Source organism: Microbacterium stercoris (assembly GCF_017592545.1).
In the GTDB taxonomy this organism is placed as follows: Bacteria; Actinomycetota; Actinomycetes; order Actinomycetales; family Microbacteriaceae; genus Microbacterium; species Microbacterium stercoris.
Genome location: NZ_JAGFOA010000001.1, coordinates 560,974 through 584,782 on the forward strand (window position 1 = coordinate 560,974; position 23,809 = coordinate 584,782).

At 69.1% G+C, this 23,809-nt stretch carries 23 protein-coding genes; 19 read left to right on the forward strand and 4 right to left on the reverse strand.

What is annotated here, in order from left to right:
* Positions 1-22: 22 nt before the first annotated feature.
* From ilvD to J5V96_RS02570, 6 genes are all read left to right on the forward strand, one after another.
* Entirely contained in the window at positions 23-1,738 is a 1,716-nt protein-coding gene (gene ilvD / locus J5V96_RS02545) for a dihydroxy-acid dehydratase (protein ID WP_208500065.1), read from the forward strand.
* Between the two features lie 49 nt (positions 1,739-1,787).
* Positions 1,788-3,605 (forward strand): acetolactate synthase large subunit, encoded by a 1,818-nt coding sequence (locus J5V96_RS02550; RefSeq protein WP_208500066.1) that lies wholly within the window; start codon positions 1,788-1,790, stop codon positions 3,603-3,605.
* A 1-nt stretch (position 3,606) separates the two neighbouring features.
* On the forward strand, positions 3,607-4,116 hold the full coding sequence (gene ilvN, locus J5V96_RS02555; RefSeq protein ID WP_208500067.1) for an acetolactate synthase small subunit: 510 nt from the start codon (positions 3,607-3,609) through the stop codon (positions 4,114-4,116).
* Positions 4,117-4,177: 61 nt separating this feature from the next.
* A complete protein-coding gene (ilvC, locus tag J5V96_RS02560; RefSeq protein ID WP_208500068.1) occupies positions 4,178-5,206 on the forward strand; it encodes a ketol-acid reductoisomerase in 1,029 nt (342 codons plus the stop codon).
* 129 nt (positions 5,207-5,335) lie between these two features.
* The gene (locus J5V96_RS02565; protein ID WP_208500069.1) at positions 5,336-5,683 is read left to right on the forward strand and encodes a TraR/DksA family transcriptional regulator; all 348 of its coding nucleotides are present in this window, start codon (positions 5,336-5,338) and stop codon (positions 5,681-5,683) included.
* A gap of 87 nt (positions 5,684-5,770) precedes the next feature.
* Positions 5,771-6,250, forward strand: coding sequence for a hypothetical protein (locus J5V96_RS02570; protein ID WP_208500070.1), 480 nt, complete (start codon positions 5,771-5,773; stop codon positions 6,248-6,250).
* A gap of 74 nt (positions 6,251-6,324) precedes the next feature.
* Here J5V96_RS02570 and J5V96_RS02575 read toward each other — a convergent pair whose 3' ends face one another.
* Positions 6,325-7,596 carry a DUF4190 domain-containing protein gene (locus tag J5V96_RS02575; RefSeq protein ID WP_208500071.1) on the reverse strand — a complete coding sequence of 424 codons (1,272 nt, stop codon included), beginning with the start codon at positions 7,594-7,596 and terminating at the stop codon, positions 6,325-6,327.
* 365 nt (positions 7,597-7,961) lie between these two features.
* On the opposite strand from J5V96_RS02575, the gene J5V96_RS02580 reads away from it, so the two are divergent.
* The 10 genes from J5V96_RS02580 to J5V96_RS02625 all read left to right on the forward strand — a co-directional run bounded on the left by J5V96_RS02580 (position 7,962) and on the right by J5V96_RS02625 (position 18,962).
* Positions 7,962-8,765 carry a transporter substrate-binding domain-containing protein gene (locus J5V96_RS02580; protein ID WP_208500072.1) on the forward strand — a complete coding sequence of 268 codons (804 nt, stop codon included), beginning with the start codon at positions 7,962-7,964 and terminating at the stop codon, positions 8,763-8,765.
* 31 nt (positions 8,766-8,796) lie between these two features.
* Positions 8,797-9,603, forward strand: coding sequence for an amino acid ABC transporter permease (locus tag J5V96_RS02585; protein WP_236014367.1), 807 nt, complete (start codon positions 8,797-8,799; stop codon positions 9,601-9,603).
* A complete protein-coding gene (locus J5V96_RS02590) occupies positions 9,600-10,346 on the forward strand; it encodes an amino acid ABC transporter ATP-binding protein (RefSeq protein WP_208500073.1) in 747 nt (248 codons plus the stop codon). Before J5V96_RS02585 ends, J5V96_RS02590 begins: the two co-directional genes overlap by 4 nt.
* 227 nt (positions 10,347-10,573) lie before the next feature.
* Entirely contained in the window at positions 10,574-12,028 is a 1,455-nt protein-coding gene (gene rpsA / locus J5V96_RS02595; protein WP_208500074.1) for a 30S ribosomal protein S1, read from the forward strand.
* Positions 12,029-12,223: 195 nt separating this feature from the next.
* The gene (locus tag J5V96_RS02600) at positions 12,224-13,123 is read left to right on the forward strand and encodes an ABC transporter ATP-binding protein (protein ID WP_208500075.1); all 900 of its coding nucleotides are present in this window, start codon (positions 12,224-12,226) and stop codon (positions 13,121-13,123) included.
* The gene (locus tag J5V96_RS02605; protein WP_208500076.1) at positions 13,120-14,163 is read left to right on the forward strand and encodes an aliphatic sulfonate ABC transporter substrate-binding protein; all 1,044 of its coding nucleotides are present in this window, start codon (positions 13,120-13,122) and stop codon (positions 14,161-14,163) included. Before J5V96_RS02600 ends, J5V96_RS02605 begins: the two co-directional genes overlap by 4 nt.
* 98 nt (positions 14,164-14,261) lie before the next feature.
* Complete coding sequence (locus J5V96_RS02610; protein WP_372439927.1) at positions 14,262-15,068, forward strand: ABC transporter permease; 807 nt, start codon at positions 14,262-14,264, stop codon at positions 15,066-15,068.
* Positions 15,068-17,083, forward strand: coding sequence for an acetate--CoA ligase (gene acs / locus J5V96_RS02615; RefSeq protein ID WP_208500077.1), 2,016 nt, complete (start codon positions 15,068-15,070; stop codon positions 17,081-17,083). Before J5V96_RS02610 ends, acs begins: the two co-directional genes overlap by 1 nt.
* Positions 17,080-18,417, forward strand: coding sequence for an O-acetylhomoserine aminocarboxypropyltransferase/cysteine synthase family protein (locus tag J5V96_RS02620; RefSeq protein WP_208500078.1), 1,338 nt, complete (start codon positions 17,080-17,082; stop codon positions 18,415-18,417). The genes acs and J5V96_RS02620 overlap by 4 nt, the downstream gene beginning before the upstream one ends.
* Positions 18,414-18,962 carry a CoA-binding protein gene (locus J5V96_RS02625; RefSeq protein WP_208500079.1) on the forward strand — a complete coding sequence of 183 codons (549 nt, stop codon included), beginning with the start codon at positions 18,414-18,416 and terminating at the stop codon, positions 18,960-18,962. Before J5V96_RS02620 ends, J5V96_RS02625 begins: the two co-directional genes overlap by 4 nt.
* Positions 18,963-19,055: 93 nt before the next feature.
* Here the strand turns inward: J5V96_RS02625 and J5V96_RS02630 are convergent, their stop codons facing one another.
* The gene (locus J5V96_RS02630) at positions 19,056-19,682 is read right to left on the reverse strand and encodes a hypothetical protein (protein ID WP_208500080.1); all 627 of its coding nucleotides are present in this window, start codon (positions 19,680-19,682) and stop codon (positions 19,056-19,058) included.
* A gap of 67 nt (positions 19,683-19,749) precedes the next feature.
* Here J5V96_RS02630 and J5V96_RS02635 point away from each other — a divergent pair, with 67 nt between their 5' ends.
* Positions 19,750-20,181 (forward strand): DUF1761 domain-containing protein, encoded by a 432-nt coding sequence (locus J5V96_RS02635; protein WP_208500081.1) that lies wholly within the window; start codon positions 19,750-19,752, stop codon positions 20,179-20,181.
* Positions 20,182-20,197: 16 nt separating this feature from the next.
* Here J5V96_RS02635 and J5V96_RS02640 read toward each other — a convergent pair whose 3' ends face one another.
* Positions 20,198-20,854 carry an HAD-IA family hydrolase gene (locus tag J5V96_RS02640; RefSeq protein ID WP_208500082.1) on the reverse strand — a complete coding sequence of 219 codons (657 nt, stop codon included), beginning with the start codon at positions 20,852-20,854 and terminating at the stop codon, positions 20,198-20,200.
* Positions 20,855-20,933: 79 nt separating this feature from the next.
* On the opposite strand from J5V96_RS02640, the gene J5V96_RS02645 reads away from it, so the two are divergent.
* Positions 20,934-21,296, forward strand: a complete 363-nt coding sequence (locus J5V96_RS02645) for a VOC family protein (RefSeq protein ID WP_208500083.1) — start codon at positions 20,934-20,936, stop codon at positions 21,294-21,296.
* Positions 21,297-21,313: 17 nt separating this feature from the next.
* Here J5V96_RS02645 and J5V96_RS02650 read toward each other — a convergent pair whose 3' ends face one another.
* Positions 21,314-22,363, reverse strand: coding sequence for a LacI family DNA-binding transcriptional regulator (locus J5V96_RS02650; protein WP_208500084.1), 1,050 nt, complete (start codon positions 22,361-22,363; stop codon positions 21,314-21,316).
* Between the two features lie 135 nt (positions 22,364-22,498).
* On the opposite strand from J5V96_RS02650, the gene J5V96_RS02655 reads away from it, so the two are divergent.
* Positions 22,499-23,806: an ABC transporter substrate-binding protein gene (locus J5V96_RS02655; protein ID WP_208500085.1), complete on the forward strand. Its 1,308-nt coding sequence runs from the start codon at positions 22,499-22,501 to the stop codon at positions 23,804-23,806.
* Positions 23,807-23,809 lie beyond the last annotated feature (3 nt).

Consider the following 23,809-nt stretch of genomic DNA (forward strand, 5'->3'; position numbering starts at 1 on the left):
CGCCGGGCATAGACTTCCGCGTATGGTCGACCTCGCAAATCCGTCCGAAACCCCCGACATCAAGCCCCGCAGTCGCGTCGTCACGGATGGCATCGAGGCCACCACGTCGCGCGGCATGCTGCGCGCGGTCGGAATGGGCGACGAAGACTGGGACAAGCCCCAGATCGGCATCGCGTCCAGCTGGAACGAGATCACGCCCTGCAACCTGAGCCTGGACCGCCTCGCCCAGGGTGCCAAGGAGGGTGTGCACGCCGGCGGCGGCTACCCGCTGCAGTTCGGCACCATCTCCGTCTCCGACGGCATCTCGATGGGCCACGAGGGCATGCACTTCTCGCTCGTCTCGCGCGAGGTCGTCGCCGACTCCGTCGAGACCGTGATGATGGCCGAGCGCCTGGACGGATCCGTCCTGCTCGCCGGCTGCGACAAGTCGATCCCGGGCATGCTCATGGCCAGCGCCCGCCTCGATCTCTCGAGCGTGTTCCTCTACGCCGGATCGATCGCGCCCGGTTGGGTGAAGCTGTCGGACGGCACCGAGAAGGACGTCACGATCATCGACTCGTTCGAGGCCGTGGGCGCCTGCCGCGCGGGCCTGATGAGCGAAGAGGACCTGAAGCGCATCGAGTGCGCCATCGCCCCGGGTGAGGGTGCCTGCGGCGGCATGTACACGGCGAACACGATGGCCTCGGTCGCCGAGGCCCTGGGCCTGAGCCTCCCCGGCTCCGCCGCCCCGCCCTCCGCCGACCGTCGTCGCGACTACTTCGCCCACCGCTCGGGCGAGGCTGTCGTGAACCTGCTCCGCCAGGGCATCACGACCCGCGACATCCTGACGAAGGAGGCCTTCGAGAACGCGATCGCCCTCGCGATGGCGCTCGGCGGCTCGACCAACGTCGTGCTCCACCTGCTCGCGATCGCGCGCGAGGCCGAGGTCGACCTGACCCTGCACGACTTCAACCGCATCGGCGACAAGACGCCGCACGTGGCCGACATGAAGCCGTTCGGCAAGTACGTCATGAACGACGTCGACCGTCACGGCGGCATCCCCGTGATCATGAAGGCGATGCTCGACGAGGGGCTGCTGCACGGCGACGCCCTCACCGTCACGGGCAAGACGCTCGCCGAGAACCTGGCCGACCTCAACCCCGACCCGATCGACGGCGAGGTCATCCACACCTTCGACAACCCGATCCACGCATCCGGTGGCATCACGATCCTGCACGGATCGCTCGCGCCGGAGGGCGCCGTCGTGAAGACCGCCGGCTTCGACGCCGAGGTCTTCGAGGGGCCCGCGCGCGTGTTCGAGCGCGAGCGCGCCGCGATGGACGCCCTCGCGAACGGCGAGGTCAAGGCCGGCGACGTGGTGGTCATCCGCTACGAGGGCCCCAAGGGCGGCCCCGGCATGCGCGAGATGCTCGCCATCACGGCGGCCATCAAGGGCGCTGGGCTCGGCAAGGATGTACTACTCTTGACGGACGGTCGATTCTCAGGCGGCACAACCGGACTGTGCATCGGCCATGTTGCACCGGAGGCGGTGGACGGTGGTCCTATCGCCTTCCTGCGCGATGGTGATCTGATCAGGGTCGATATCGCGGCTCGCTCGATCGACCTACTCGTCGACGACGCAGAGCTCGAATCCCGCCGCTCCGGCTGGGAGCCCCTGCCCCCGCGCTATACCCGAGGCGTTCTGGCGAAGTACTCGCGACTCGTGCGCTCCGCTGCGGAGGGCGCGACGACCGGCTGACCCGTGTCCATTCACGTGGTCCCCCCGACTCGACTCAAGGAACATCACCATGCCCGATTCCGCGGCCTCTGACGCGGCGAAGGTGCTGCCGCGCCCTCCCGCATCCCGCTCCTCCTCGTCCTCCGCTCCCGTGCTCACGGGTGCCGAGGCCGTCGTCCGCTCCCTCGAGCTCCTGGGCGTCGAAGACGTCTTCGGCCTGCCGGGCGGCGCGATCCTCCCCGTGTACGACCCGCTGATGTCCGCCGAGAAGCTGCGGCACATCCTGGTCCGTCACGAGCAGGGCGCCGGTCACGCGGCCGAGGGCTACGCCGCCGCCAGCGGCAAGGTCGGCGTGTGCATCGCCACCTCCGGTCCCGGTGCGACGAACCTCGTCACGGCGATCGCCGACGCCTACATGGATTCGGTGCCGCTGCTCGCGATCACCGGCCAGGTGTTCTCGACGCTCATGGGAACCGACGCCTTCCAGGAGGCGGACATCGTGGGCATCACGATGCCGATCACAAAGCACTCGTTCCTCGTGAAGGACGCCTCGGAGATCCCGGGCGCCATCGCGGCGGCGTACGAGATCGCCTCGACCGGCCGCCCCGGACCCGTGCTCGTGGACATCACGAAGGATGCTCAGCAGGCAGAGGTGCCCTTCATCTGGCCGCCGAAGATCGACCTGCCGGGCTATCGCCCCGTGACCAAGGCGCACGGCAAGCAGATCCAGGCCGCGGCCGCGATGCTCGCCCAGGCCGAGAAGCCGGTGCTCTACGTGGGCGGCGGCGTGATCCGCGCCCGCGCCTCGCAGGAGCTGAAGACGCTGGCCGAGGCGTCCGGTGCCCCCGTGGTGACGACGCTGATGGCACGAGGCGCGTTCCCCGACTCGCACGCACAGCACCTCGGCATGCCGGGCATGCACGGCACCGTGCCCGCGGTTCTCGCCCTGCAGGACGCCGACCTCATCGTCGCCCTGGGCGCGCGCTTCGACGACCGCGTGACGGGCAAGGCCGCGCTGTTCGCGCCGAACGCCAAGGTCGTGCACGTCGACATCGACCCCGCTGAGATCGGAAAGATCCGTACCGCGGATGTGCCGATCGTGGGCGATCTGAAGGACGTGCTCGTCGACCTCGACGCCGCGCTGCACGCGCAGAGCGACCGAACCGATATCAGCGAGTGGTGGGCGTTCCTGCGCGGGCTGCAGAACCAGTACCCCCTGGGCTACACCCCGCCGACGGACGGACTGCTCTCGCCCCAGCACGTGATCAGCCGCATCGGCGAGCTCACGGGTCCGGAGGGCATCTACGCCGCCGGCGTGGGACAGCACCAGATGTGGTCGGCGCAGTTCATCAAGTACGAGCGGCCCAACGCGTGGCTGAACTCGGGCGGCGCCGGCACCATGGGCTACTCCGTGCCCGCCGCGATGGGCGCCAAGGTCGCCCAGCCCGACCGCGTGGTCTGGTCGATCGACGGCGACGGCTGCTTCCAGATGACCAATCAGGAGCTCGCCACCTGCGCGCTGAACAACATCCCGATCAAGGTCGCGATCATCAACAACTCGTCGCTCGGCATGGTGCGGCAGTGGCAGACCCTGTTCTATGACGGTCGCTACTCGAACACCGACCTGAACACGGGCCACGACACGATCCGCATCCCCGACTTCGTCAAGCTGGCCGAGGCGTATGGCTGCCTCGCGATCCGCGTGGAGAAGCCGGAGGAGGTCGATCCGGCGATCAAGCTCGCGCTCGAGACCAACGACCGCCCGGTCGTGATCGACTTCGTCGTGAGCGCCGACGCGATGGTGTGGCCGATGGTGCCGCAGGGTGTCAGCAACAGCTACGTCCAGTACGCCCGCGACCACGCCCCGGCCTTCAGCGAGGAGGACTGACATGACCACGCACGTGCTGAGCCTCCTCGTCGAGGACAAGCCGGGTCTGCTGACCCGTGTGGCCGGGCTGTTCGCCCGTCGCGGCTTCAACATCGAGTCGCTCGCCGTGGGCGTCACGGAGGTGCCGGGTCTATCCCGCATCACCGTCGTCGTCGACGTCGAGGCCCTTCCCCTGGAGCAGGTCACCAAGCAGCTGAACAAGCTCGTGAACGTGATCAAGATCGTCGAGCTCGAGCAGTCGGCGAGCGTGCAGCGCGAGCACATGCTCGTGAAGGTGCGCGCCGACAACACCACGCGATCCAACGTGCTCGAGGTCGTCAACCTCTTCCGTGCGAATGTCGTGGACTACGCCCCCGATGCGCTGGTGATCGAGGTCACCGGCGACAAGGGCAAGGTCGACGCGTTCCTCAAGGCCATCGAGCCCTTCGGCATCCGCGAGCTCGCGCAGTCGGGCCTGCTCGCCCTCGGCCGCGGCTCCAAGTCGATCACCGAGCGCGTGTTGCGCGGCTGATCCGGCCGATCCACCCGCTTCACCATTTTCTGAACCCAACCCACCAAGGAGTAACACCACCGTGAGCACCGAGATCTTCTACGACGCGGACGCCGACCTGTCGATCATCCAGGGCAAGAAGGTCGCGATCGTCGGCTACGGCTCGCAGGGCCACGCCCACGCGCAGAACCTGCGCGACTCGGGCGTCGAGGTCGCCATCGCGCTGAAGGACGGATCGAAGTCGACCGCCAAGGCGCAGGACGAGGGCTTCCAGGTCCTGAACGTCGCCGACGCGACCAAGTGGGCCGACCTCATCATGATCCTCGCGCCGGACCAGCACCAGCGCGGCATCTACTCCGAGTCGATCGCGCCGAACCTGACGGCGGGCAAGACCCTCGCGTTCGCGCACGGCTTCAACATCCGCTTCGGCTACATCGACGCCCCCCAGGACGTCGACGTGATCCTGGTCGCGCCCAAGGCCCCGGGCCACACGGTGCGTCGTGAGTACGTCGCAGGCCGCGGCATCCCGGACATCATCGCCGTCGAGAAGGACGCCTCGGGCACCGCGTGGGCCACCGCCCTCTCGTACGCGAAGGCCATCGGCGGCACGCGTGCAGGCGTCATCAAGACGACCTTCACCGAGGAGACCGAGACCGACCTGTTCGGCGAGCAGGCCGTCCTCTGCGGCGGCATGAGCCACCTCGTCCAGGCGGGCTTCGAGGTCCTCACCGAGGCCGGCTACCAGCCGCAGATCGCCTACTTCGAGGTGCTGCACGAGCTCAAGCTCATCGTCGACCTCATGTGGGAGGGCGGCATCGCCAAGCAGCGCTGGTCGATCTCCGACACCGCCGAGTTCGGCGACTACGTCTCGGGTCCCCGCGTCATCGACGCCGGCACCAAGGAGCGTATGAAGGAGGTCCTCGCGGACATCCAGTCCGGTGCGTTCGCCAAGCGCTTCATCGACGACCAGGACAACGGCGCCCAGGAGTTCCTGTCGCTCCGCGAGAAGGAGCAGGGTCACCCGATCGAGGTCACGGGCAAGGAGCTGCGCGCCCTGTTCGCCTGGAAGTCGACCGACGAGGACTACGTCGAGGGCTCGGCTGCGCGCTGACCCTCTGACGTTCTGACGCCGGGCGCTGAGCCCGCCACAGACCGCTCTACCTGAGCTGGACCAGACCCCCGCACCCACAAGGTGCGGGGGTCGTTCCCGTTTCGGGCGGGTGCCGGATAGGGTGCCGACATGTCCGCGACCCATGCCGAGCTGCGCTCGCTGCTGCAGGAGCGCCGACGTCAGGCAGAGCGGCGGATCGCCGCGCGGGCGGGCGATATCACCGCCGTGGCCGCCGCACGGGGCGATGCCACGGCCGACGACGAGCATGACCCGGAGGGCGCCACGCTGTCGGGGGAGTGGTCTCGTCTGGCGGGCCTGAGCGACGCCGCGCGCGACGAGCTGCGAGAGATCGATGCGGCTCTCGGCCGTATCGAGGCGGGGACGTACGGGATCTGCGAGGTGTGCGGGGAACCGATCCCGCAGGATCGGCTCCGCGCCCGCCCGACGGCGTCTCGCTGCGTGCGCTGCGCGGTGTGAGTCGTCCACAGGAGCTGTTTCGCGGGATCGTCTCCCCGGATCGCCTTGGACCCGTCGGCGCGGACGATGAGGCGCCAACCTCGAGACATGACATACACGGAGGCGGCCGCGCGCCGCATGGCGCAACTGCGCGAGGAGTCCCTGACCGACGCCACGCTGGAGGAACTGGTCGGGCTGATGCTCACCGGCGCGATCCGACGTCAGCTGTGGCTGATGTTCCTCGATGACGACGATCGGATGAGCGAGGCGATCATGCCCACCACCGACTTTCCGGAGGATCCGCACGAGCCTGCCGTGGTCGAAGACCTCGGTCCGGTCACGGCCGCGCGCCTGATCGCCGACCGAATCGGCCGGATCGGCGCGGCGATCGACGTCACGCAGCTCGTGGTGGTCTGGGAGCGCGAGGGAGAGGAGAGCTTCAGAGACGAGGAGCTCGCGTGGGCGGCGGCCATGGCCGATGCCATGGCGGAGACCGGCATGCGCCTGCGAGCGCAGTACCTGCTGCACAACACGGGGCTGCGTGTTCTCGCGCCGGATGACTACGCCCTCGACGCGGCGCGACACTGAGCCCGGTGGATACGACGAAGGCCCGGCTGCGCGGCCGGGCCTTCGTGGTGGCGGTGCCTGCGACAGGCCCCGGTTCAGTAGAGCTGAGCGGACGCCTCGAGCGTTGCGCCCTCGGGCACCTCGCCGGTCATGTAGCCCTCGAACTTCGCGCTGCCGTCGGCCGGGATCCGGTCGGTGGTCGCACGGCCCACGGCGACGGGCTTTCCCGCCGCGTCACGGGCGACGAGGCTGATGTACACGGCCTCCTGGTCCACGGGGAACGTGCTGCTGATCGTGCCCGTGACGGTGGTGAGACCGAAGTCGGTTGTGCCGGTGACCTCACTGAATGTGAACTCGCCCGCGAAGTCGTCCGGGAGCGACACGGCCTCGTTCATCTCGTCGTCCAGGCCGACGAGGTTCAGCTCGGCGATCGGGTCGGCGCCGAGGTCGTAGAATTCGCCGATCAGCACCGTCTTGCCCGGCAGCAGGGTGGCCGACTGCGTGTCGGTGTCCAGCACCCGGCCCGCGGCATCCAGCGCCTCGACATCGAAGAAGAAGTACTCGTACATGGCCGCGCTGTCGGCCTGGTCGAGGGTGACCACGTACCACCACGAGCCCTCCTCGCCCGCGATCTGGCCGAAGGCGAGCTCGCCGACCTCGACCGATCCGCCGGCCGTCTGCTCGGCCGGATCGTCCTGCGGCGCCGACTCAGGATCGGTGACGCCCGAATCCGCCGTCAGCTCGTCGCATTCCTCCTGCGTCAGACCCGCGGCCTCGCAGCTCTCGCGGATGAAGCGGTCGGGGTCGTTCGCCACGCTCGTGACGAACGCCGTCATCGCGATGGCGATCGTCGTGCAGGCGACCAGCGCGACCGCGCCCAGCACGGTGCCGGTGATGGCGAGGCCCTTGCCCGGCTTCTTCTTCGCCAGGGCGATGACGCCCAGGACGATGGCGACGATCGGTACGAGGATGGCGGCGAAGCCCGCGAACGGGATGAAGGCGACCGCGATGCCGAGGATGCCCACGATGCCGAGGACGAGCGCGGCGATCGCGAGCCCCTTCCCCGATCCCTGCGGCGCGGCAGGCCCGCCGCCGTACGGAGTGCCCGTGTACCCGCCCGTCGCGTAGGGGGGAACGGATCCGGGGTGCCCCTGCGATGCGGGAGCACCGGGGAACGAAGCCTCGCCCGTGGGCGCGCCGTAGACGGGGGCCGCCGGTGCGCTGTATCCGGGGGTGGGCGCAGCGTACCCGGGGGCGTCCGGCGAGGCCGGGGGTTCCTGTGCGTCAGCGGCCGGCGGTGTGTAGCTCGGCGGCTCGTATGCGGGAGGTGCGAACTCGAAGCTCGGCGGCTGGGGAACCTGAGGCACCTCCGGCTCCTGCGGAGCATCAGGCTGCGCGGGACCACTCGGCGGCTGCGGCGGCTCGGGCGGAACCGGCGGAACGCCGGTGTCGTCGTTCGGAGGGAGGGACATAAGACTCCTCGGGGGCGCTGTGGACGGTGCGGGACGCCCCGGGGAGACGGTGGAGATCGCCTTCCCCCAGGTGATCCTCCGAGAAACACTAGCGCGGCGAGGGTTCCTGCCCGAGGGGCAGAGCACCCCTGATGCGCGTCCGACGGCGTCTTGCGCGCCACCCGGGTCCGAGAGCTTATGGGCACGGTGTTACGCAACGGTTCCATCTCTCTGGGAGATGGGGTAATAGCAGCCCGCGGGCCCTCGATTAAGATCGCGATATGTCGAAGACTCGCGTGCCGCTCACGGCACTTCTCGCCGCGGCCGCCGCGATCACCCTGTCCGCCTGCGGCTCCAGCGCCCCTTCCGCAGAGAAGCCCGCGGGGGAGGCTGAGCTCTCCACCATCACCGCCGGCTCGCTCACCGTGTGCTCCGACGTGCCCTACGCCCCGTTCGAGGACTTCGACGAGGGCAGCGAGCTGGGCTACACCGGCTTCGACATCGAGATCATGAACGCCGTGGCCGAGAACCTCGGCCTGAAGCTCGTGGTCAAGGACCAGGGCTTCGACGGAATCCAGTCGGGCATCGTCCTGAACTCGAAGCAGTGCGACGTCGCCGCGTCCGCCATCACCATCAACGATGAGCGCAAGGCCAACCTCGACTTCACCGACCCCTACTACGACTCCGAGCAGTCCCTCCTCGTCGCCAACGACAGCGACATCGCCTCGATCGGCGACCTCGACGGCGTCAAGGTCGGTGTGCAGAAGGCCACCACGGGTGAGTCCTACGCCACCGAGAACGCCAAGGGCGCCGAGATCGTCGCCTTCCCGAGCGACGCCGAGATGTGGCCCGCGCTCCAGGCCGGCCAGGTCGACGCGCTGCTCCAGGACCTCCCGGTCAACCTCGAGCACACCAAGGACGGCGCGTTCCAGATCGTCGAGCAGTACGACACCGGCGAGCAGTACGGCTTCGCCGTGAGCAAGGGCAACACCGCCGTGCTCGACGCGATCAACGGCGCTCTCGAGGAGATCCGCGCCGACGGCAGCTACGACAAGATCTACGACTCGTACTTCGCCGTCAACTGACCGCGGTCGACTCCTCCCGGACGGGTATCTCTTGAGCAGACGAACTCGGCGGCTCGCCGCGATCATCACGCTGAACGTCGTCGTCGCGGTCGTGGTCGTCGGGCTCTTCGCCTGGCTGCTGTTCGGTCCCAACAGCGAGCGGTTCCGCGCGCAGTTCCTCTCGCCGGCGGCCGCCGGCAACTGGTGGACCCTGATCTCGGTCGGCGTCGTCAACACGCTGCTGTACACGGCGATCGCATTCGCGGGCGGCATCGTGCTCGCCCTCGCCCTCGCCCTGATGCGGCTGTCTCCGATCGCCACGCTGCGCTGGCTGGCCACGGCATGGATCGAGTTCTTCCGTGGCCTCCCGGCGCTGATCGTGATCATCTTCATGGGCTTCGGTGTGCCGATCGCCTTCGGCTGGTCGCCGCCCGGCGGCCTGGTCGGAGCCGGCCTGCTCGCGCTTGTGCTGGTTGCATCGGCCTACATGGCCGAGACGATCCGAGCCGGCATCCAGGCGGTTCCGAAGGGGCAGACCGAGGCGGCGCGCTCGCTCGGCATGAGCTCGGGGGCGACGATGTTCCGCGTGGTGCTGCCGCAGGCGTTCCGCGTGGTGATCCCGCCGCTCACCAACGAGTTCGTGCTGCTGATCAAGGACACCTCGCTGCTGGCGATCATCGGCGCGGAGCCCCTGCAGCGTGAGCTCACCACGCTCGCGCGTGACTTCCAGGCATCCGGTCTGTCGGCCGGCACCTCGACGTCGCTCGTTCAGGCCGCGCTCCTGTACCTCGTGATCACGCTGCCTCTCACGCAGCTGGTGGCGTGGATGGAGCGTCGACAGAGGAAGGCCACGCGATGACCGCGTCCGCAGACGTGCCCGCGATCGAGATCCAGGGGCTGCGCAAGTCGTACGGATCGAACGAGGTTCTCAAGGGCGTCGACTTCCGTGTCGGATCCGGCGAGGTCGTCTGCGTCGTCGGCCCGTCCGGATCCGGCAAGTCCACGCTGCTGCGCTGCGTGAACCGGCTCGAGGACGCCGATGACGGGCAGATCCTCGTCGAGGGCATCGACATCCGCGATCCCGAGACCGACCTCGACAGGGTGCGGGCCCGGATCGGCATGGTCTTCCAGCAGTTCAACCTCTTCCCGCACCTCACCGTGCTGGAGAACCTGATGCTCGCCCAGCGCACGGTGCTGCGTCGCGGCGCCGCCGAGGCCAAGAAGGTCGCGCTGGAGAACCTCGAGCGCGTGGGTCTGTCGGTGAAGGCCGATCAGCATCCTGCGAAGCTCTCGGGCGGCCAGCAGCAGCGGGTGGCGATCGCCCGCGCGCTCTCGATGAACCCCGACATGATGCTCTTCGACGAGCCCACCAGCGCGCTCGATCCGGAGCTGGTCGGCGACGTGCTGGCGGTCATGAAGTCGCTGGCGGCCGAGGGTATGACGATGATGGTCGTCACCCACGAGATGGGTTTCGCCCGCGAGGTCGCCGACAAGCTGGTCTTTATGGACGGGGGAGTCGTCGTCGAGGAGGGCATCCCCTCTGAGGTGCTCGCTCGCCCGCAGAGCGAGCGCGCCCGCGCCTTCTTCGCCCGCGTTCACTGAGCCCGCCGCGACCGCGCGGAGGGCCTCGGATCCGGGGTCAGGACTCTGATACCCTGGAGTGTCACGCGTGTGCGCGTCGCTTCGGCTTGCTCGGAGATGGACCACGGCGTGATGCACCAACACAATCCAACTGCCGCGGTTCGACCGTGGTCTCGCGCGTCCGGGTCATCCGGGGGTGCAGACCGAGCCGTGGCCCGAGTAAACATCCAACAAGGACAACCCACTAAATGACTAACGCAACGACCGCCCCGGCCACCAAGCAGGTCGCGATCAACGACATCGGCTCTGCTGAGGACTTCCTGGCCGCGGTCGAGAAGACCCTCAAGTCCTTCAACGACGGCGACATCATCGAGGGCACGATCGTCAAGATCGACCGCGACGAGGTCCTGCTCGACGTGAGCTTCAAGACCGAGGGCGTCATCCCCTCGCGCGAGCTCTCCATCAAGCACGACGTCGACCCCAACGAGGTCGTCAGCGTCGGCGACGTCGTCGAGGCCCTCGTTCTCCAGAAGGAGGACAAGGAAGGCCGTCTGATCCTGTCGAAGAAGCGCGCGCAGTACGAGCGCGCCTGGGGCGACGTGGAGAAGATCAAGGAGCTGGACGGCGTCGTCACCGGCACCGTCATCGAGGTCGTCAAGGGTGGCCTCATCGTCGACATCGGCCTGCGCGGCTTCCTGCCGGCCTCGCTCATCGAGCTGCGCCGCGTCCGCGACCTCACGCCGTACCTCGGCCAGGAGATCGAGGCGAAGATCCTCGAGCTCGACAAGAACCGCAACAACGTCGTGCTGTCGCGCCGCGCCCTCCTCGAGGAGACGCAGTCGGCCACGCGCACGCAGTTCCTGAACAACCTGCACAAGGGTCAGGTCCGCAAGGGTGTTGTGTCGTCGATCGTCAACTTCGGTGCGTTCGTCGACCTGGGTGGCGTCGACGGTCTCGTCCACGTCTCCGAGCTCTCGTGGAAGCACATCGAGCACGCCTCCGAGGTCGTCGAGGTGGGCCAGGAGGTCACCGTCGAGATCCTCGAGGTCGACCTCGACCGCGAGCGCGTCTCGCTGTCGCTGAAGGCGACGCAGGAGGACCCGTGGCAGGTCTTCGCCCGTACGCACGCGATCGGTCAGATCACGCCGGGCAAGGTCACCAAGCTCGTTCCGTTCGGTGCGTTCGTCCGCGTCGCCGACGGCATCGAGGGCCTCGTGCACATCTCGGAGCTCTCGGCGAAGCACGTCGAGCTGGCTGAGCAGGTCGTCTCGGTGGGCGAGGAGGTCTTCGTCCGCGTCATCGACATCGACCTCGACCGTCGCCGCATCTCGCTCTCGCTCAAGCAGGCCAACGAGATGGTCGACCCCAACGGCACCGAGTTCGACCCGGCGCTGTACGGCATGGTCACCGAGTACGACGAGAACGGCGAGTACAAGTACCCCGAGGGCTTCGACCCGGAGACCAACCAGTGGCTCGAGGGCTTCGACGAGGCTCGCGAGAAGTGGGAGCAGGAGTACGCCGCTGCTCAGGCCCGCTGGGAGCAGCACAAGTCGCAGGTCGCCAAGGCCCTCGAGGCCGAGGCCGAGGCCGGCGAGGAGTTCTCCGCCGCCGGTTCGTCGTTCAGCTCGGAGTCGGCCGGCGCCGGCACGCTCGCTGACGACGAGGCCCTCGCCGCTCTGCGCGAGAAGCTCGCCGGTCGCTGAGCAGACCGCTCATCGGCTGCGGCCGATGACGATCGGCGAATGACCGCCTGACTCTCTGAGTCGAAAGGGGTCGGATCCTTCGGGATCCGGCCCCTTTCCCGTCTCCGGACGTGCTCCACGACGCCGTGGCGTGCTCCATGTCGCCGTGTTTCGGAACGATTCGTCATATTCACAGGCCTTGGCGACGATGGGGGTATGTCCCCGCTTGCAGGATCCCTCGCGTCCGTCGACGTCGCATCCGGCGGCCTTCGCGCGCGCGGGGGCGCCGTGAGCCTCGGGTCCGTCAGTCGCACGTTCGCGACGCCGACCGGCACCCGTGAGGTGCTCCGGGGCGTCGACATCGGCCTCGCGGCCGGGGAGATCCTGTCTGTCATCGGCCCGTCGGGCTGCGGCAAGTCGACGCTGCTGCGCCTCATCGGCGGCCTCGATTCGCCCACCGCGGGGGAGATCACCGTCGACGGCACCACGCTGTCCGACACCGACGAGCGCACGGCCGTCGCCTTCCAGGAGCCGCGTCTGCTGCCGTGGCGCACGCTCGCTCAGAACGTGCACCTCGGCCTGCCCCGCGGTGCCTACACGGGCGCCGCCGGTCGCCGCGCGGCGCGCGAGCGCGTCGCGGAGCTGCTGCATCTCGTCGGCCTCGATCACGCCGCGGATCAGCGACCCAGCGAGGTGTCCGGCGGCATGGCGCAGCGCGCCTCCCTCGCGCGTGCGCTCGCGCGCAACCCCGAGGTGCTGCTGCTGGACGAGCCCTTCGGGGCCCTCGACGCGCTGACGCGCCTTCGTATGCAGGACCTGCTGATCGACATCCACGCCGCCCAGCCGACGACGATCCTGCTCGTGACACACGACGTCGAGGAGGCCCTGTACCTCGGCGACCGCGTGCTGCTCCTGCGCTCCCTGCACGGCGCCGACGACACCGCCTCCGGCTCGATCGCCGACATCGTCGACGTGCCCGGATCTCGCCCGCGCGACCGCGCCGACCGAGCGCTCGCCGACCTGCGCGCCGGCCTCCTCGAGGGGCTCGGCGTTCCCACCCACCACAGCGACCCCACCGCAGCCGACCCGTACGGCACCCCTGAGGAGACCCGATGAGCATCATCCGCCGCACCGCCCCCGCCTTCCTGCTGACCGGCGCCATCGCGATGCTGGCCACCGGCTGCGTCGCCGGCGAGAACGCCCCGAAGCCCGCCGCCGCCGACGACGCCTCCGGGAGCAGCGCGGCCGAATGGTCGACCGACTCCGTCACGGTCGACTGGGCCACGTACAACCCCCTCAGCCTGATCGTGAAGGATCAGGGCCTCATCGAGAAGGCCCTCGGCGACGACGTCGACGTCGAGTGGGTGCAGTCGGCCGGGTCGAACAAGGCCAACGAGCTGCTGCGCTCGGGATCGGCCGACGTCGCATCGACCGCGGGCTCGGCCGCGCTGTTCGCTCGCTCGAACGGCTCTCCCATCAAGGTCATCGACATCTACTCGCAGCCGGAGTGGTCGGCCATCGTGGTCGGCGCGGACAGCAACATCACCGACGTCGAGCAGCTGAAGGGCAAGTCGGTCGCCGCGACCAAGGGCACCGACCCGTACTTCTTCCTGCTCCAGGCGCTCGAGGCCGCGGGCCTGACGCTCGCCGACGTCGAGGTGCAGAATCTCCAGCACGCCGACGGCCGCGCCGCCCTCGACGGCGGCTCGGTGCAGGCCTGGGCGGGCCTCGACCCGATCATGGCCGCGGCCGAGGTCGAGTCCGGCGACAAGCTGATCTACCGCAACGTCGACTTCAACACGTACGGCTTCCTCAACGCCACCGAGGACTTCATCACGAACCACGCGGATGTCGCGCAGGTCGTCGTCGACGCGTACGAGGAGGCCCGCGCCTGGGCGCTGGAGCACCCGGAGGAGACGGCGGAGCTGCTCGCCGAGGTGGCGGCGATCGACCCCGCCGTCGCGAAGACCGTGATCGAGGAGCGTTCGAACCTCGATGTGTCGGGCGTCCCGGGAGACGACCAGATCGCCGTGCTGGAGAAGATCGCGCCGGTCATCGTCGATTCCGGTGACGTCGCCGGCGGCGAGGCGGCCGTCACCGCCGCGCTCGAGTCGATCATCGAGGACTCCTTCGCGAAGGCGGCCACGAGCAAGTGACCGAGAGCTCGCAGGCGGATGCCGCCGTGGATGCGTCCACGGCGGCATCCGTCGTACCCGGCCTGAGCCTTCCGGATCAGCGCGCTGTCGCGGGGACCGTGACCGCAGCCACCGTGCGTGCATCGCACCCGCTCGGCGCGACCCCGTGGTGGTCGCGCACCTCGGTCCGGGTCGTGGGCGGCCTCCTCGTGCCCGTGGCGATCGTCGTGGTCTGGCTGGCGGTCACGCTCACCGGATTGGTTCCGCCCTTCCGCCTGCCGTCGCCGATCGCGGTCGTGCAGGCAGCCGGACAGCTCATCGCCGACGGCAGCCTCTTCACGCACATCGCGATCTCGACCCAGCGCGTGATCATCGGCTTCCTCGTCGGATCCGTCGTAGGCCTGTTCTTCGCCGCGATCGTCGGTCTCACTCGCTCGGGAGACATCCTGCTCAGCCCGCTGCTGGTGGCGCTGCGCGCGGTGCCGTCGCTGGCCTGGGTGCCCCTGCTGATCCTGTGGCTGCAGATCGGCGAGGAGTCGAAGATCACCCTGATCGCGATCGGGGCGTTCTTCCCGGTGTTCACCACCGTCGCGGGAGCCCTGCGCCGGGTCGATCCTCAGCTGGTCGAGGCGGGCCGCTCCTTCGGCCTGCGCGGTTGGTCCCTGCTGCGCACCGTTCAGCTGCCGGCGGTGGTCCCGTCGCTCGTGTCGGGCCTGCGCCTGGCGCTCGCGCAGGCCTGGCTGTTCCTCGTCGCCGCCGAGCTCATCGCCTCATCGATGGGCCTCGGCTGGCTGCTCTCCGACTCGGGCAACACCGGTCGCGTCGACCGGATCCTGCTGGCCATCGTGCTGCTCGCCCTGCTCGGAACCCTGACCAACGCGCTGCTTGTGCTGTTCGAGCGCGCCGTGCTGAAGAGGTGGTTGTGATGACCCTCATCGATCACGCTGAGGAGGCGCGGCTGGTCGAGACGCGCGCCTACCCGGCGCCCGCAGACTTCGCGGCGCAGGCGAATGTCGGGGAAGAGGCCTACGCGCGTGCCGCGGCGGACCCGACCGCCTTCTGGGAGGAGGCGGCCCGCCGTCTCGACTGGGCGGCCCCCTGGCACACCGCACACGAGTGGGAGCCGCCGGTGCGCGACGGGGATGGCGAGCTCAGCGTGCCCGCCGCCCGCTGGTTCGTGGGCGGACAGCTCAATGTCGCCTACAACTGCGTCGACCGCCACGTCGAGCAAGGCCGTGGCGACAAGGTCGCGCTGCACTTCGAGGGCGAGCCCGGCGACCGCACCACGGTCACCTATGCGGATCTGCAGCGGCGCGTCTCGCAGGCAGCGAACGGTCTGCTCGCTCTGGGCATCGAGGCGGGTGACCGGGTGGTCGTGTATCTGCCGGTGCTGATCGAGACGGTGGTGATCGCGCTCGCGTGCGCGCGCATCGGCGCGGTGCACTCGCTCGTGTTCGGCGGCTTCTCGGCCGAGGCCGTGCGGTTCCGCATCGAGGACACCGGCGCCAAGCTGCTCGTCACGACCGACGGGCAGTGGCGTCGCGGAAAGGCCGTCGAGGTCAAGTCGGCCGCCGACCAGGCCGCGGACGGGATCGCCTCGATCGAACACGTGCTCGTTGTGCGCCGCACCGGCCAGGACGTGCCGTGGACCGAGGGACGCGATGTGTGGTGGCACGACGTGGTCGAGACGGCGTCACCGTCGCACGTGCCGCAGCCGTTCGACTCCGAGCACCCGCTGTTCATCATCTACACGTCCGGCACCACGGGGAAGCCCAAAGGGCTCGTCCACACATCGGGCGGGTACCTGACGCAGGCGAGCTGGGCGCACTGGGCGCACTTCGACGCCAAGGACTCCGACGTGCACTGGTGCACCGCCGACCTCGCCTGGGTCACGGCGCACACGTACGAGCTCTACGGCCCGCTCTCGAACGGGCTCACGCAGGTCATCTACGAGGGCACGCCTGACACTCCGAGCCGGAATCGTCATCTCGAGATCATCGAGCGCTACGGCGTGACCGTCTACTACACGGCGCCCACCCTGATCCGCACCTTCATGACCTGGTGGGGCGACACGATCCCGCAGGAGCACGACCTGTCGACGCTGCGCCTTCTCGGCACGGTGGGCGAGGCGATCAATCCCGAGGCGTGGGTCTGGTTCCGTCGCAACCACGGGCGCGACGAGCTGCCGATCGTCGATACGTGGTGGCAGTCCGAGACCGGCGCCGCCATGATCGCGCCGCTGCCGGGCGCCACGACCCTCAAGCCCGGATCAGCGACCATCCCGCTTCCCGGCATCGATGCCGCCGTGGTGGATGACGACGGCGAACCAGTGGCGCCCGGTCGCTCGGGCACGCTCGTTGTGCGCCGCCCGTGGCCCGGGATGGCACGCACGGTCTGGGGCAACCCGCAGCGCTACCGCGACTCGTACTGGGCCCCCTTTGCGGGCAAGGGCGAGCACGGCGCGTACTACGTGGCGGGCGACGGGGCGACGGTCGACGATGACGGATACATCCGGATCCTCGGTCGCCTCGACGACGTCGTCAATGTCTCGGGTCACCGGCTCTCGACGATCGAGATCGAGTCCTCGCTCGTCGCGCACCCCGCCGTGGGCGAGGCGGGCGTCGCGGGCGTCGACGACCCGCTGACCGGTCACGCCGTGGTCGCCTTCGTCACCGTGCGCGACGAGGTGTCGGCCGACGAACTGCGCGCGCAGGTGGCCCGGGACATCGGCCCGATCGCCAAGCCGCGACACCTCGTGTTCGTGCCGGAGATCCCCAAGACGCGCTCCGGGAAGATCCTGCGCCGCCTGCTGGTTCAGCTGTGGCAGGGCGACACCCTGGGCGACACCACCTCGCTGCAGAACCCCTGGGCCGTCGACGGCATCCGCGACGCCGTCGATGCCCTGCAGAAGCCCGACAACACTCCGAAGGAGAACGCATGACCGAGGAGCACCGTTTCGGGTTCCGCACCCGCGCGCTGCACGCCGGCGGCACCCCCGATGCCGCGACCGGTGCCCGCGCGGTGCCGATCTACCAGACATCGTCGTTCGTGTTCGACGGTGCCCAGGACGCCGCGAACCTCTTCGCGCTCCAGAAGTACGGCAACATCTACTCGCGCATCGGCAACCCGACGGTCGCCGCGCTCGAGGAGCGCCTCGCCTCCCTCGAGGGCGGCATCGGCGCCGTGGCGACGGCGAGCGGCATGAGCGCCGAGTTCATCACCTTCGCCGCACTGGTCGGAGCCGGCGACCATGTCGTCGCCTCGGCCAACCTCTACGGCGGCACCGTGACGCAGCTCGATGTGACGCTGCGCCGCTTCGGGGTCGACACCACGTTCGTGGCCTCCAGCGACCCGGCGGAGTACGCCGCGGCGATCCGCGAGAACACGAAGGTTCTCTACGTCGAGGGCATCGGCAACCCGTCGGGAGAGATCGCCGACATCGAGGGTCTCGCCGAGGTCGCCCACGCCGCGGGCATCCCGCTCGTGGTCGACTCGACGCTCTCGACCCCGTACCTCTCGCGCCCGCTCGAGCACGGCGCCGACATCGTGATCCACTCGGTCACGAAGTTCCTCGGCGGCCACGGCACCACCCTCGGCGGCATCGTGATCGAATCAGGACGGTTCGACTGGGGCAACGGCAAGTTCCCGACCATGACCGAGCCCGTGCCCTCCTATGGCGGCATCAAGTGGTGGGACAACTTCGGTGAGTACGGGTTCCTCACCAAGCTGCGCAGCGAGCAGCTGCGCGACATCGGCCCCTCGCTCGGTCCGACCGCCGCGTTCAATCTGCTGCAGGGCGTCGAGACCCTCCCGCAGCGCATCGACGCGCACCTCGCCAACGCGCGCACCGTGGCGGAGTGGCTGTCGACGGATCCGCGCGTGTCGTTCGTGACGTGGGCGGGCCTCGAGAGCCACCCGCACCACGAGCGCGCGAAGAAGTACTTCCCCCTCGGCCCGGGCTCCGTCTTCGCGTTCGGTGTGAAGCCGCAGGGCGACTTCGCCGACGACGCCGCGGTCGCCGATGCGGCGCGCGCGGCGGGCGAGACGTTCATCGACTCCGTGCGCCTCGCCTCGCACCTCGCCAACATCGGCGATGCGCGCACGCTCGTCATCCATCCCGCCTCCACCACGCATCAGCAGCTCACGCCGGAGCAGCTGGTCTCGGCGGGCGTGCCGGCCGACCTGATCCGCATCTCGGTCGGCCTCGAGGACGTCGAGGACATCATCTGGGACCTGGATCAGGCCCTCACCGAGGCGACGGGAGTCACACGATGAGCGAAGCACCCGGCGGGCTGGTCGCCTGCGAGCTGCCCTGGGCGAAGGAACCCGTCCCCGGACGCACCTGGGTCGGGCCCGGCGCGCAGGCGCGATACGAGATCCTGCGCCGCGCGAAGACGATCGCGATCGTCGGCGCCTCGAACAACCCCGCGCGTGCCAGCTACTTCGTCGGCACCTACCTGCTGTCGAGCTCGCCGTACGAGGTGTACTTCGTCAACCCGCGCGAGACGACGATCCTGGGCCGCCCGGCCTATGCGAGCCTGGCCGACCTGCCGGTGAAGCCCGACATCGTCGACGTGTTCCGCCGCGACGAGGATCTGCCGGGCGTCGCCCGCGAGGCCGTCGAGGCGGGCGCCCAGACCCTGTGGCTGCAGCTCGGCTCGTGGAACGAGGAGGCCGCCGCGATCGCCGAGGAGGGCGGTCTGGACGTGGTGATGGACCGCTGCGTGAAGATCGAGCACGCTCGGTTCCACGGTGGCCTGCACCTCGCCGGCTTCGACACGGGCGTCATCAGCTCCAAGCGCCAGCTGCTCGCCCGCTGACGCGGCAAGACACGAGGAGGCCGGATCCGCCGATCCGGGCCTCGTCGCATTCTGGGCGCTGCTGCAGGTTGCTCCGCGGACGCCCGGCTCGTGTCATCCGCGGCGCTCGGGATAGTACGCCCCGTCACCGCTCGCTTCGAGCGCCCGCGCGACGATCTCGATGTGCTCGTGCGCCATCTCCTCGGGCATGGCGGGGAGCACCTGCTCCCAGAACGGCAGGATGGCGCCTCGCCCCTGCATCATGCCTTCCGGACGCGCGTACGCCCAGAGGTGCAGATGAGCGGATCCGTCGTTCCAGCGCATGAGATGACACCGCGCGACCCCGGGGATCCGCTTCACGGCGTTGGAGACTCGCTGGAGCACCGGTCCCATCGCGCTCAGCACATCCAGCGGCGCGCTCTCGAGCAGCACATGAGCACGAGGAGAGATCGTCGCGATGAAGGGCAGGCCCGGTACCGCGAACCCCGACCGCACCGCCCACGTGTCGTTCGCCCAGATCGTGTGCGGGGAAGGACGGCAGTGACCGCACTCTGACGGGTCCGTCTCGCCGTGACGAGGATTCTCCGGCGTGAGCATCTCGGCGAGCGGCAGGAATCGGAGTGAGGTGATACTCGGCACGCCGGCGCCGCTCACCCCGCTCGCATCGAGCGTCTCGCCGATGGGCGACCAGCGGTGCCAGGGGGAGTCAGCCGGGCTCTGGGGAGAGTCATCCCTCGTCATGACCGTATCGAAGCACACCTCGCGGGGCGTATCCCGGCGCGGGTATCCGTGCCGCTACAGTCGGGGCATGATTCCCGAGATCAACTACTGGGCCGTCCTCCTCGCGACGGTGTCGAGCATGCTCGTCGGCACCATCTGGTACGCGCCGAAGGTCTTCGGCACCCGCTGGTCGACGTTGTCCGGCGCGTCCATGGAGGGCACCGGCAAGGACGCCGTTGTGCCGATCGCCGTCACGGTCGTGGTGAGCTTCGTCACCGCGTGGGTGCTCGCGGGCGCCACCACCATCGCGTGGCACTTCTACGAGGGAAGCTACTTCGTGTCGGCTGTCGTGACGGGGCTGCTGCTGTGGGCGGGATTCACGGCGGCGCGGTTCATCACGCACGACGCCTTCGAAGGCCGCCCGTCTGGACTCACGACGCTCAACATCGCCCACGAGCTCGTCACGATCGTGGTGATGGCGGTGATCGTCGGCGTCTGGCCGCCGGCCGGCACCGTCTGACTGCTCGCGCGAAGGGTCAGCCGGCGAAGGCGATCCGGATCACCCCGTCCCCTTCCTGCGTGACCGTCACGCCGCGCAGGTCGGGCACCGCGTGCGTCGGATCGTGCGCGACGGCGTCCGCCCCCACGCCCACCACGCGCATCCCGGCCGCGCGGCCGGCGGTGATCCCGGCGTAGGAATCCTCGAACACCACGCAGTCGGCGGGATCGACGCCGAGCGCCTCGGCCGCCATCAGGAAGCCGGACGGATCGGGCTTGCTCGCGGGGACATCCTCCGCGGTGATCGCGACGGCGGGCACGGCGAGCCCGGCGGCGCTCATCCGGGCCTGGGCGAGCGGCAGACTGGCGGAGGTGACGAGCGCGTGCGGCACCTTCGCGAGGGAGGCGAGAAAGGCCCCGGCGCCAGGGATCTCGACGACCCCGTCGGTGTCCTCGGTCTCGCGTACGAGCATCGCGGCGCCCTCGGCGTGGTTCAGCTCGGCGGGTCGCTCGGGCAGCAGCACGGCCATGCTGCTGTACGCCTGACGGCCGTGGATCAAGGCGAGCACGGTCTCCGGGTCGAGGCCGTGCTCGGCCGACCACTCGAGCCAGATCCGCTCGACGACGGCCGTCGAATCGACGAGGGTTCCATCCATATCGAGCAGCAGAGCGCGCGCTTCGAGGGTTTTCGTCACAGATCGACCGTATCGGTCTTGTCGCCGCCTGCCGTGGGTCGTACGGTGAGCGCGTCGGAACCCAGATGAGGAGGCAGCGATGGCGCACGGAGATGTGACTCACCTCGAGATCCCGGTCGGTGACCTGGAGCGCGGACAGCAGTTCTACGCCGATTTGTTCGGATGGAGCTTCGCCTCACCTCCGGGTTTCGAGGAGTACCCGATGTGGCAGGCGCCCAACGGCGTCTCCGGCGGCGCCCTGACGCCGCGCGAGGAAGGCTTCACGCAACCGCGCTCGGTCGTCGAGGTGGACTCGATCGAGGAGACGCTGCGGAAGGTCACTGCCGCGGGAGGCACCGTGCTCAAGGAGCGCTCGCCGATCAGCGAGACCAGCTGGTGGGCGCTCTTCCGCGACCCCGACGGAAACGAGATCGGGCTGTTCGAAGGCAGCTACGAGGGCTGACCTCGATCCGGTCCACCTCAGCCGATCGGGTCCGCTGAGCGGGGCGGAGGCGCCGTGGTGCCGCGTTCGTGCAGCGTCGGCGTGCCGCCGAGGCGGGCGTGCGGCGGCTCGCCGGCGAGCACGGCGCCGAGCAGGCGCGCGGCCTCGGTACCGTACTGCACCACGTCGTACGACATGACGGAGATGGGCGGGTCGGTGACCTGCGTCAGCATCGAGTCGTCCCAGCCGACGACGCTGAGCGCCGAGGGCACGTCGACGCCGAGGCTGCGCGCGACGCGCAGGCCGTTGACGGCCGTGAGCCCCGAGTCGAAGACGAACGCGGAGTAACCTCCGGCGGCGAGCAGATCGCGCGTGTGCTGCTCGGCCAGCGCCACACCGAAATCGCCGTGCCGGATTGCGTAGCGCACGCCCAGCCGGTCGCACTCGGCTGAGAACGCCTCGTCGCGGATCCTCACGTGCGCGAAGTGCGCGCCGCCGGCGATGCGGGCGATCGCGCGATGCCCCAGGGCATGGAGGTGGCGGACCGCGTCGCGCACGCCGGCGGCGTCATCGGTCCAGGCGGTGGCGAGATCGCCCGTGAGCGACGGGTCTCCGATCGCGACGGCGGGGAGGCCGATGGAGCGCACGACGTCGACGCGCGGGTCGTCGCTCTCGAAGTCGACCAGCACGACGCCGTCGACGCGCTGCTCGGATGTCCATCTGCGATAGGTCGCGATCTCGGACTCGCGGTCCTTCGCGAGCTGCAGGAGCAGGCCGCGGCCCTGTTCCGCGAGCCCGATCTCGAGCCCCGCGATGAGCTGCATGAAGAACGACTCATTCGCCAGGAACCGCGGGTCGCGGCGCAGCACCAGACCGACCGTGTCGCTGCGGCCCTGCGAGAGCATCCGTGCGGCGGCGGTCGGGGCGAAGTCGAGCGAGGCGGCGATCTCGAGGATGTGCGCGCGGGTGCTCTCCGAGACGCCGGGCTTTCCGTTCAGGGCGTAGGAGACCGCGGATGTCGACACCCCGGCCCGGCGCGCGATGTCGCTGATCGTCAACCGCTGCGACGACTTCTTCTTTCCGGGCATGCGATCGACCCTAGGGGATCGGAGAGTGCTTGACAGGTCTGCGCCGTCGTGTCTACGCTCATGCCAACTTAAGCGCTTAAGTGCTTGAGTGCAATCACCCCTTGAACCCATGTCGACGATGACAGGAGACCGATGATGGTCACGAAGAAGTTCCTCACGGCGGGCGCCCTGATCGGGGCGGGCACGCTCGCGCTCGCCGGGTGCAGCGGCGGCGGTCAGGCTGCGGATGGCGGCGACGATGCGGTCGCGGGCACCATCACCGTGCTGACGCAGCGCACCGACATCGTCGACACGGTCTTCCAGGACTACAAGGCCGCCTTCGAGGAGGAGTACCCCGACGTCACGGTCGAGTTCGAGGCGATCACCGACTACGAGGGCGAGATCGCGGTGCGCATGAACACCGAGGACTACGGCGACGTGCTGCTGATCCCCAACAGCGTCAACCCCGACCAGCTCGGCGACTTCTTCGAGCCCATCGGCGACACCGACGAGGTCGCGAAGACCTACCGCTTCGCGTCGGAGGAGGCCTACGACGGCAAGACCTACGGGATCGCCATCACCGGCAACACCAACGGCCTCGTCTACAACAAGAATGTCTGGGAGGAAGCGGGCATCACCGATCTGCCCACGACCCCGGAGGAGTTCCTCGACGACCTGAAGGCGATCGGCGAGAAGACCGACGCGATCCCGTACTACACGAACTACGCCGACGGGTGGCCCCTCAGCCAGTCCGACAGCAACCGCGGCGCACTGGGTGATCCCGACTACTCCAACACTCACGTCGCCTACAGCGACACCCCCTGGGCAGAGGACGAGTGGCACGGCATCGTCGACGGTCTCCTCTACGACATCGTCGAGAACGGTCTGAATGAGGAGGACCCGCTCACCACGAACTGGGAGGAGTCGAAGAACCTGCTCGGCACGGGCAAGGTCGCCACGATGCTGCTCGGCTCGTGGGCGATCACCCAGATGCAGGATGCTGCCGAAGCGGCGGGCGAATCGCGCGACGTCATCGGCTACATGCCGTTCCCGTACCAGGTGGACGGCACGTTCCACGCCCAGGTCGGCGGTGACTACAAGAACGCCATCAACGTGCACAGCGAGCACAAGGCGGCCGCGCGCGCCTGGATCGAGTGGTTCGCGAAGGAGTCGAACTACGCCTTCGACAACGGCGGCCTCTCGCCGCTCGTCGACGGGCCGACCCCGACCACGCTCGGCGACTTCGAGGAGGCCGGCGTGGAGTATGTCGAGATGACGCCCGCGAAGACCGGTGAGGAGAGCTACGAGGCCGACGTCATCAGCAAGGCCGAGATCGACCTCTACGGCCCCGTGTACCGCCAGAAGCTCGTGGACATCGCCCGAGGTGCCGCCGACGGTGACAAGGCGTCGTACTTCGCCGAGCTCAACGAGCGCTGGGCCGCCGCCCGCGCCGAGGTGGGCTGACTC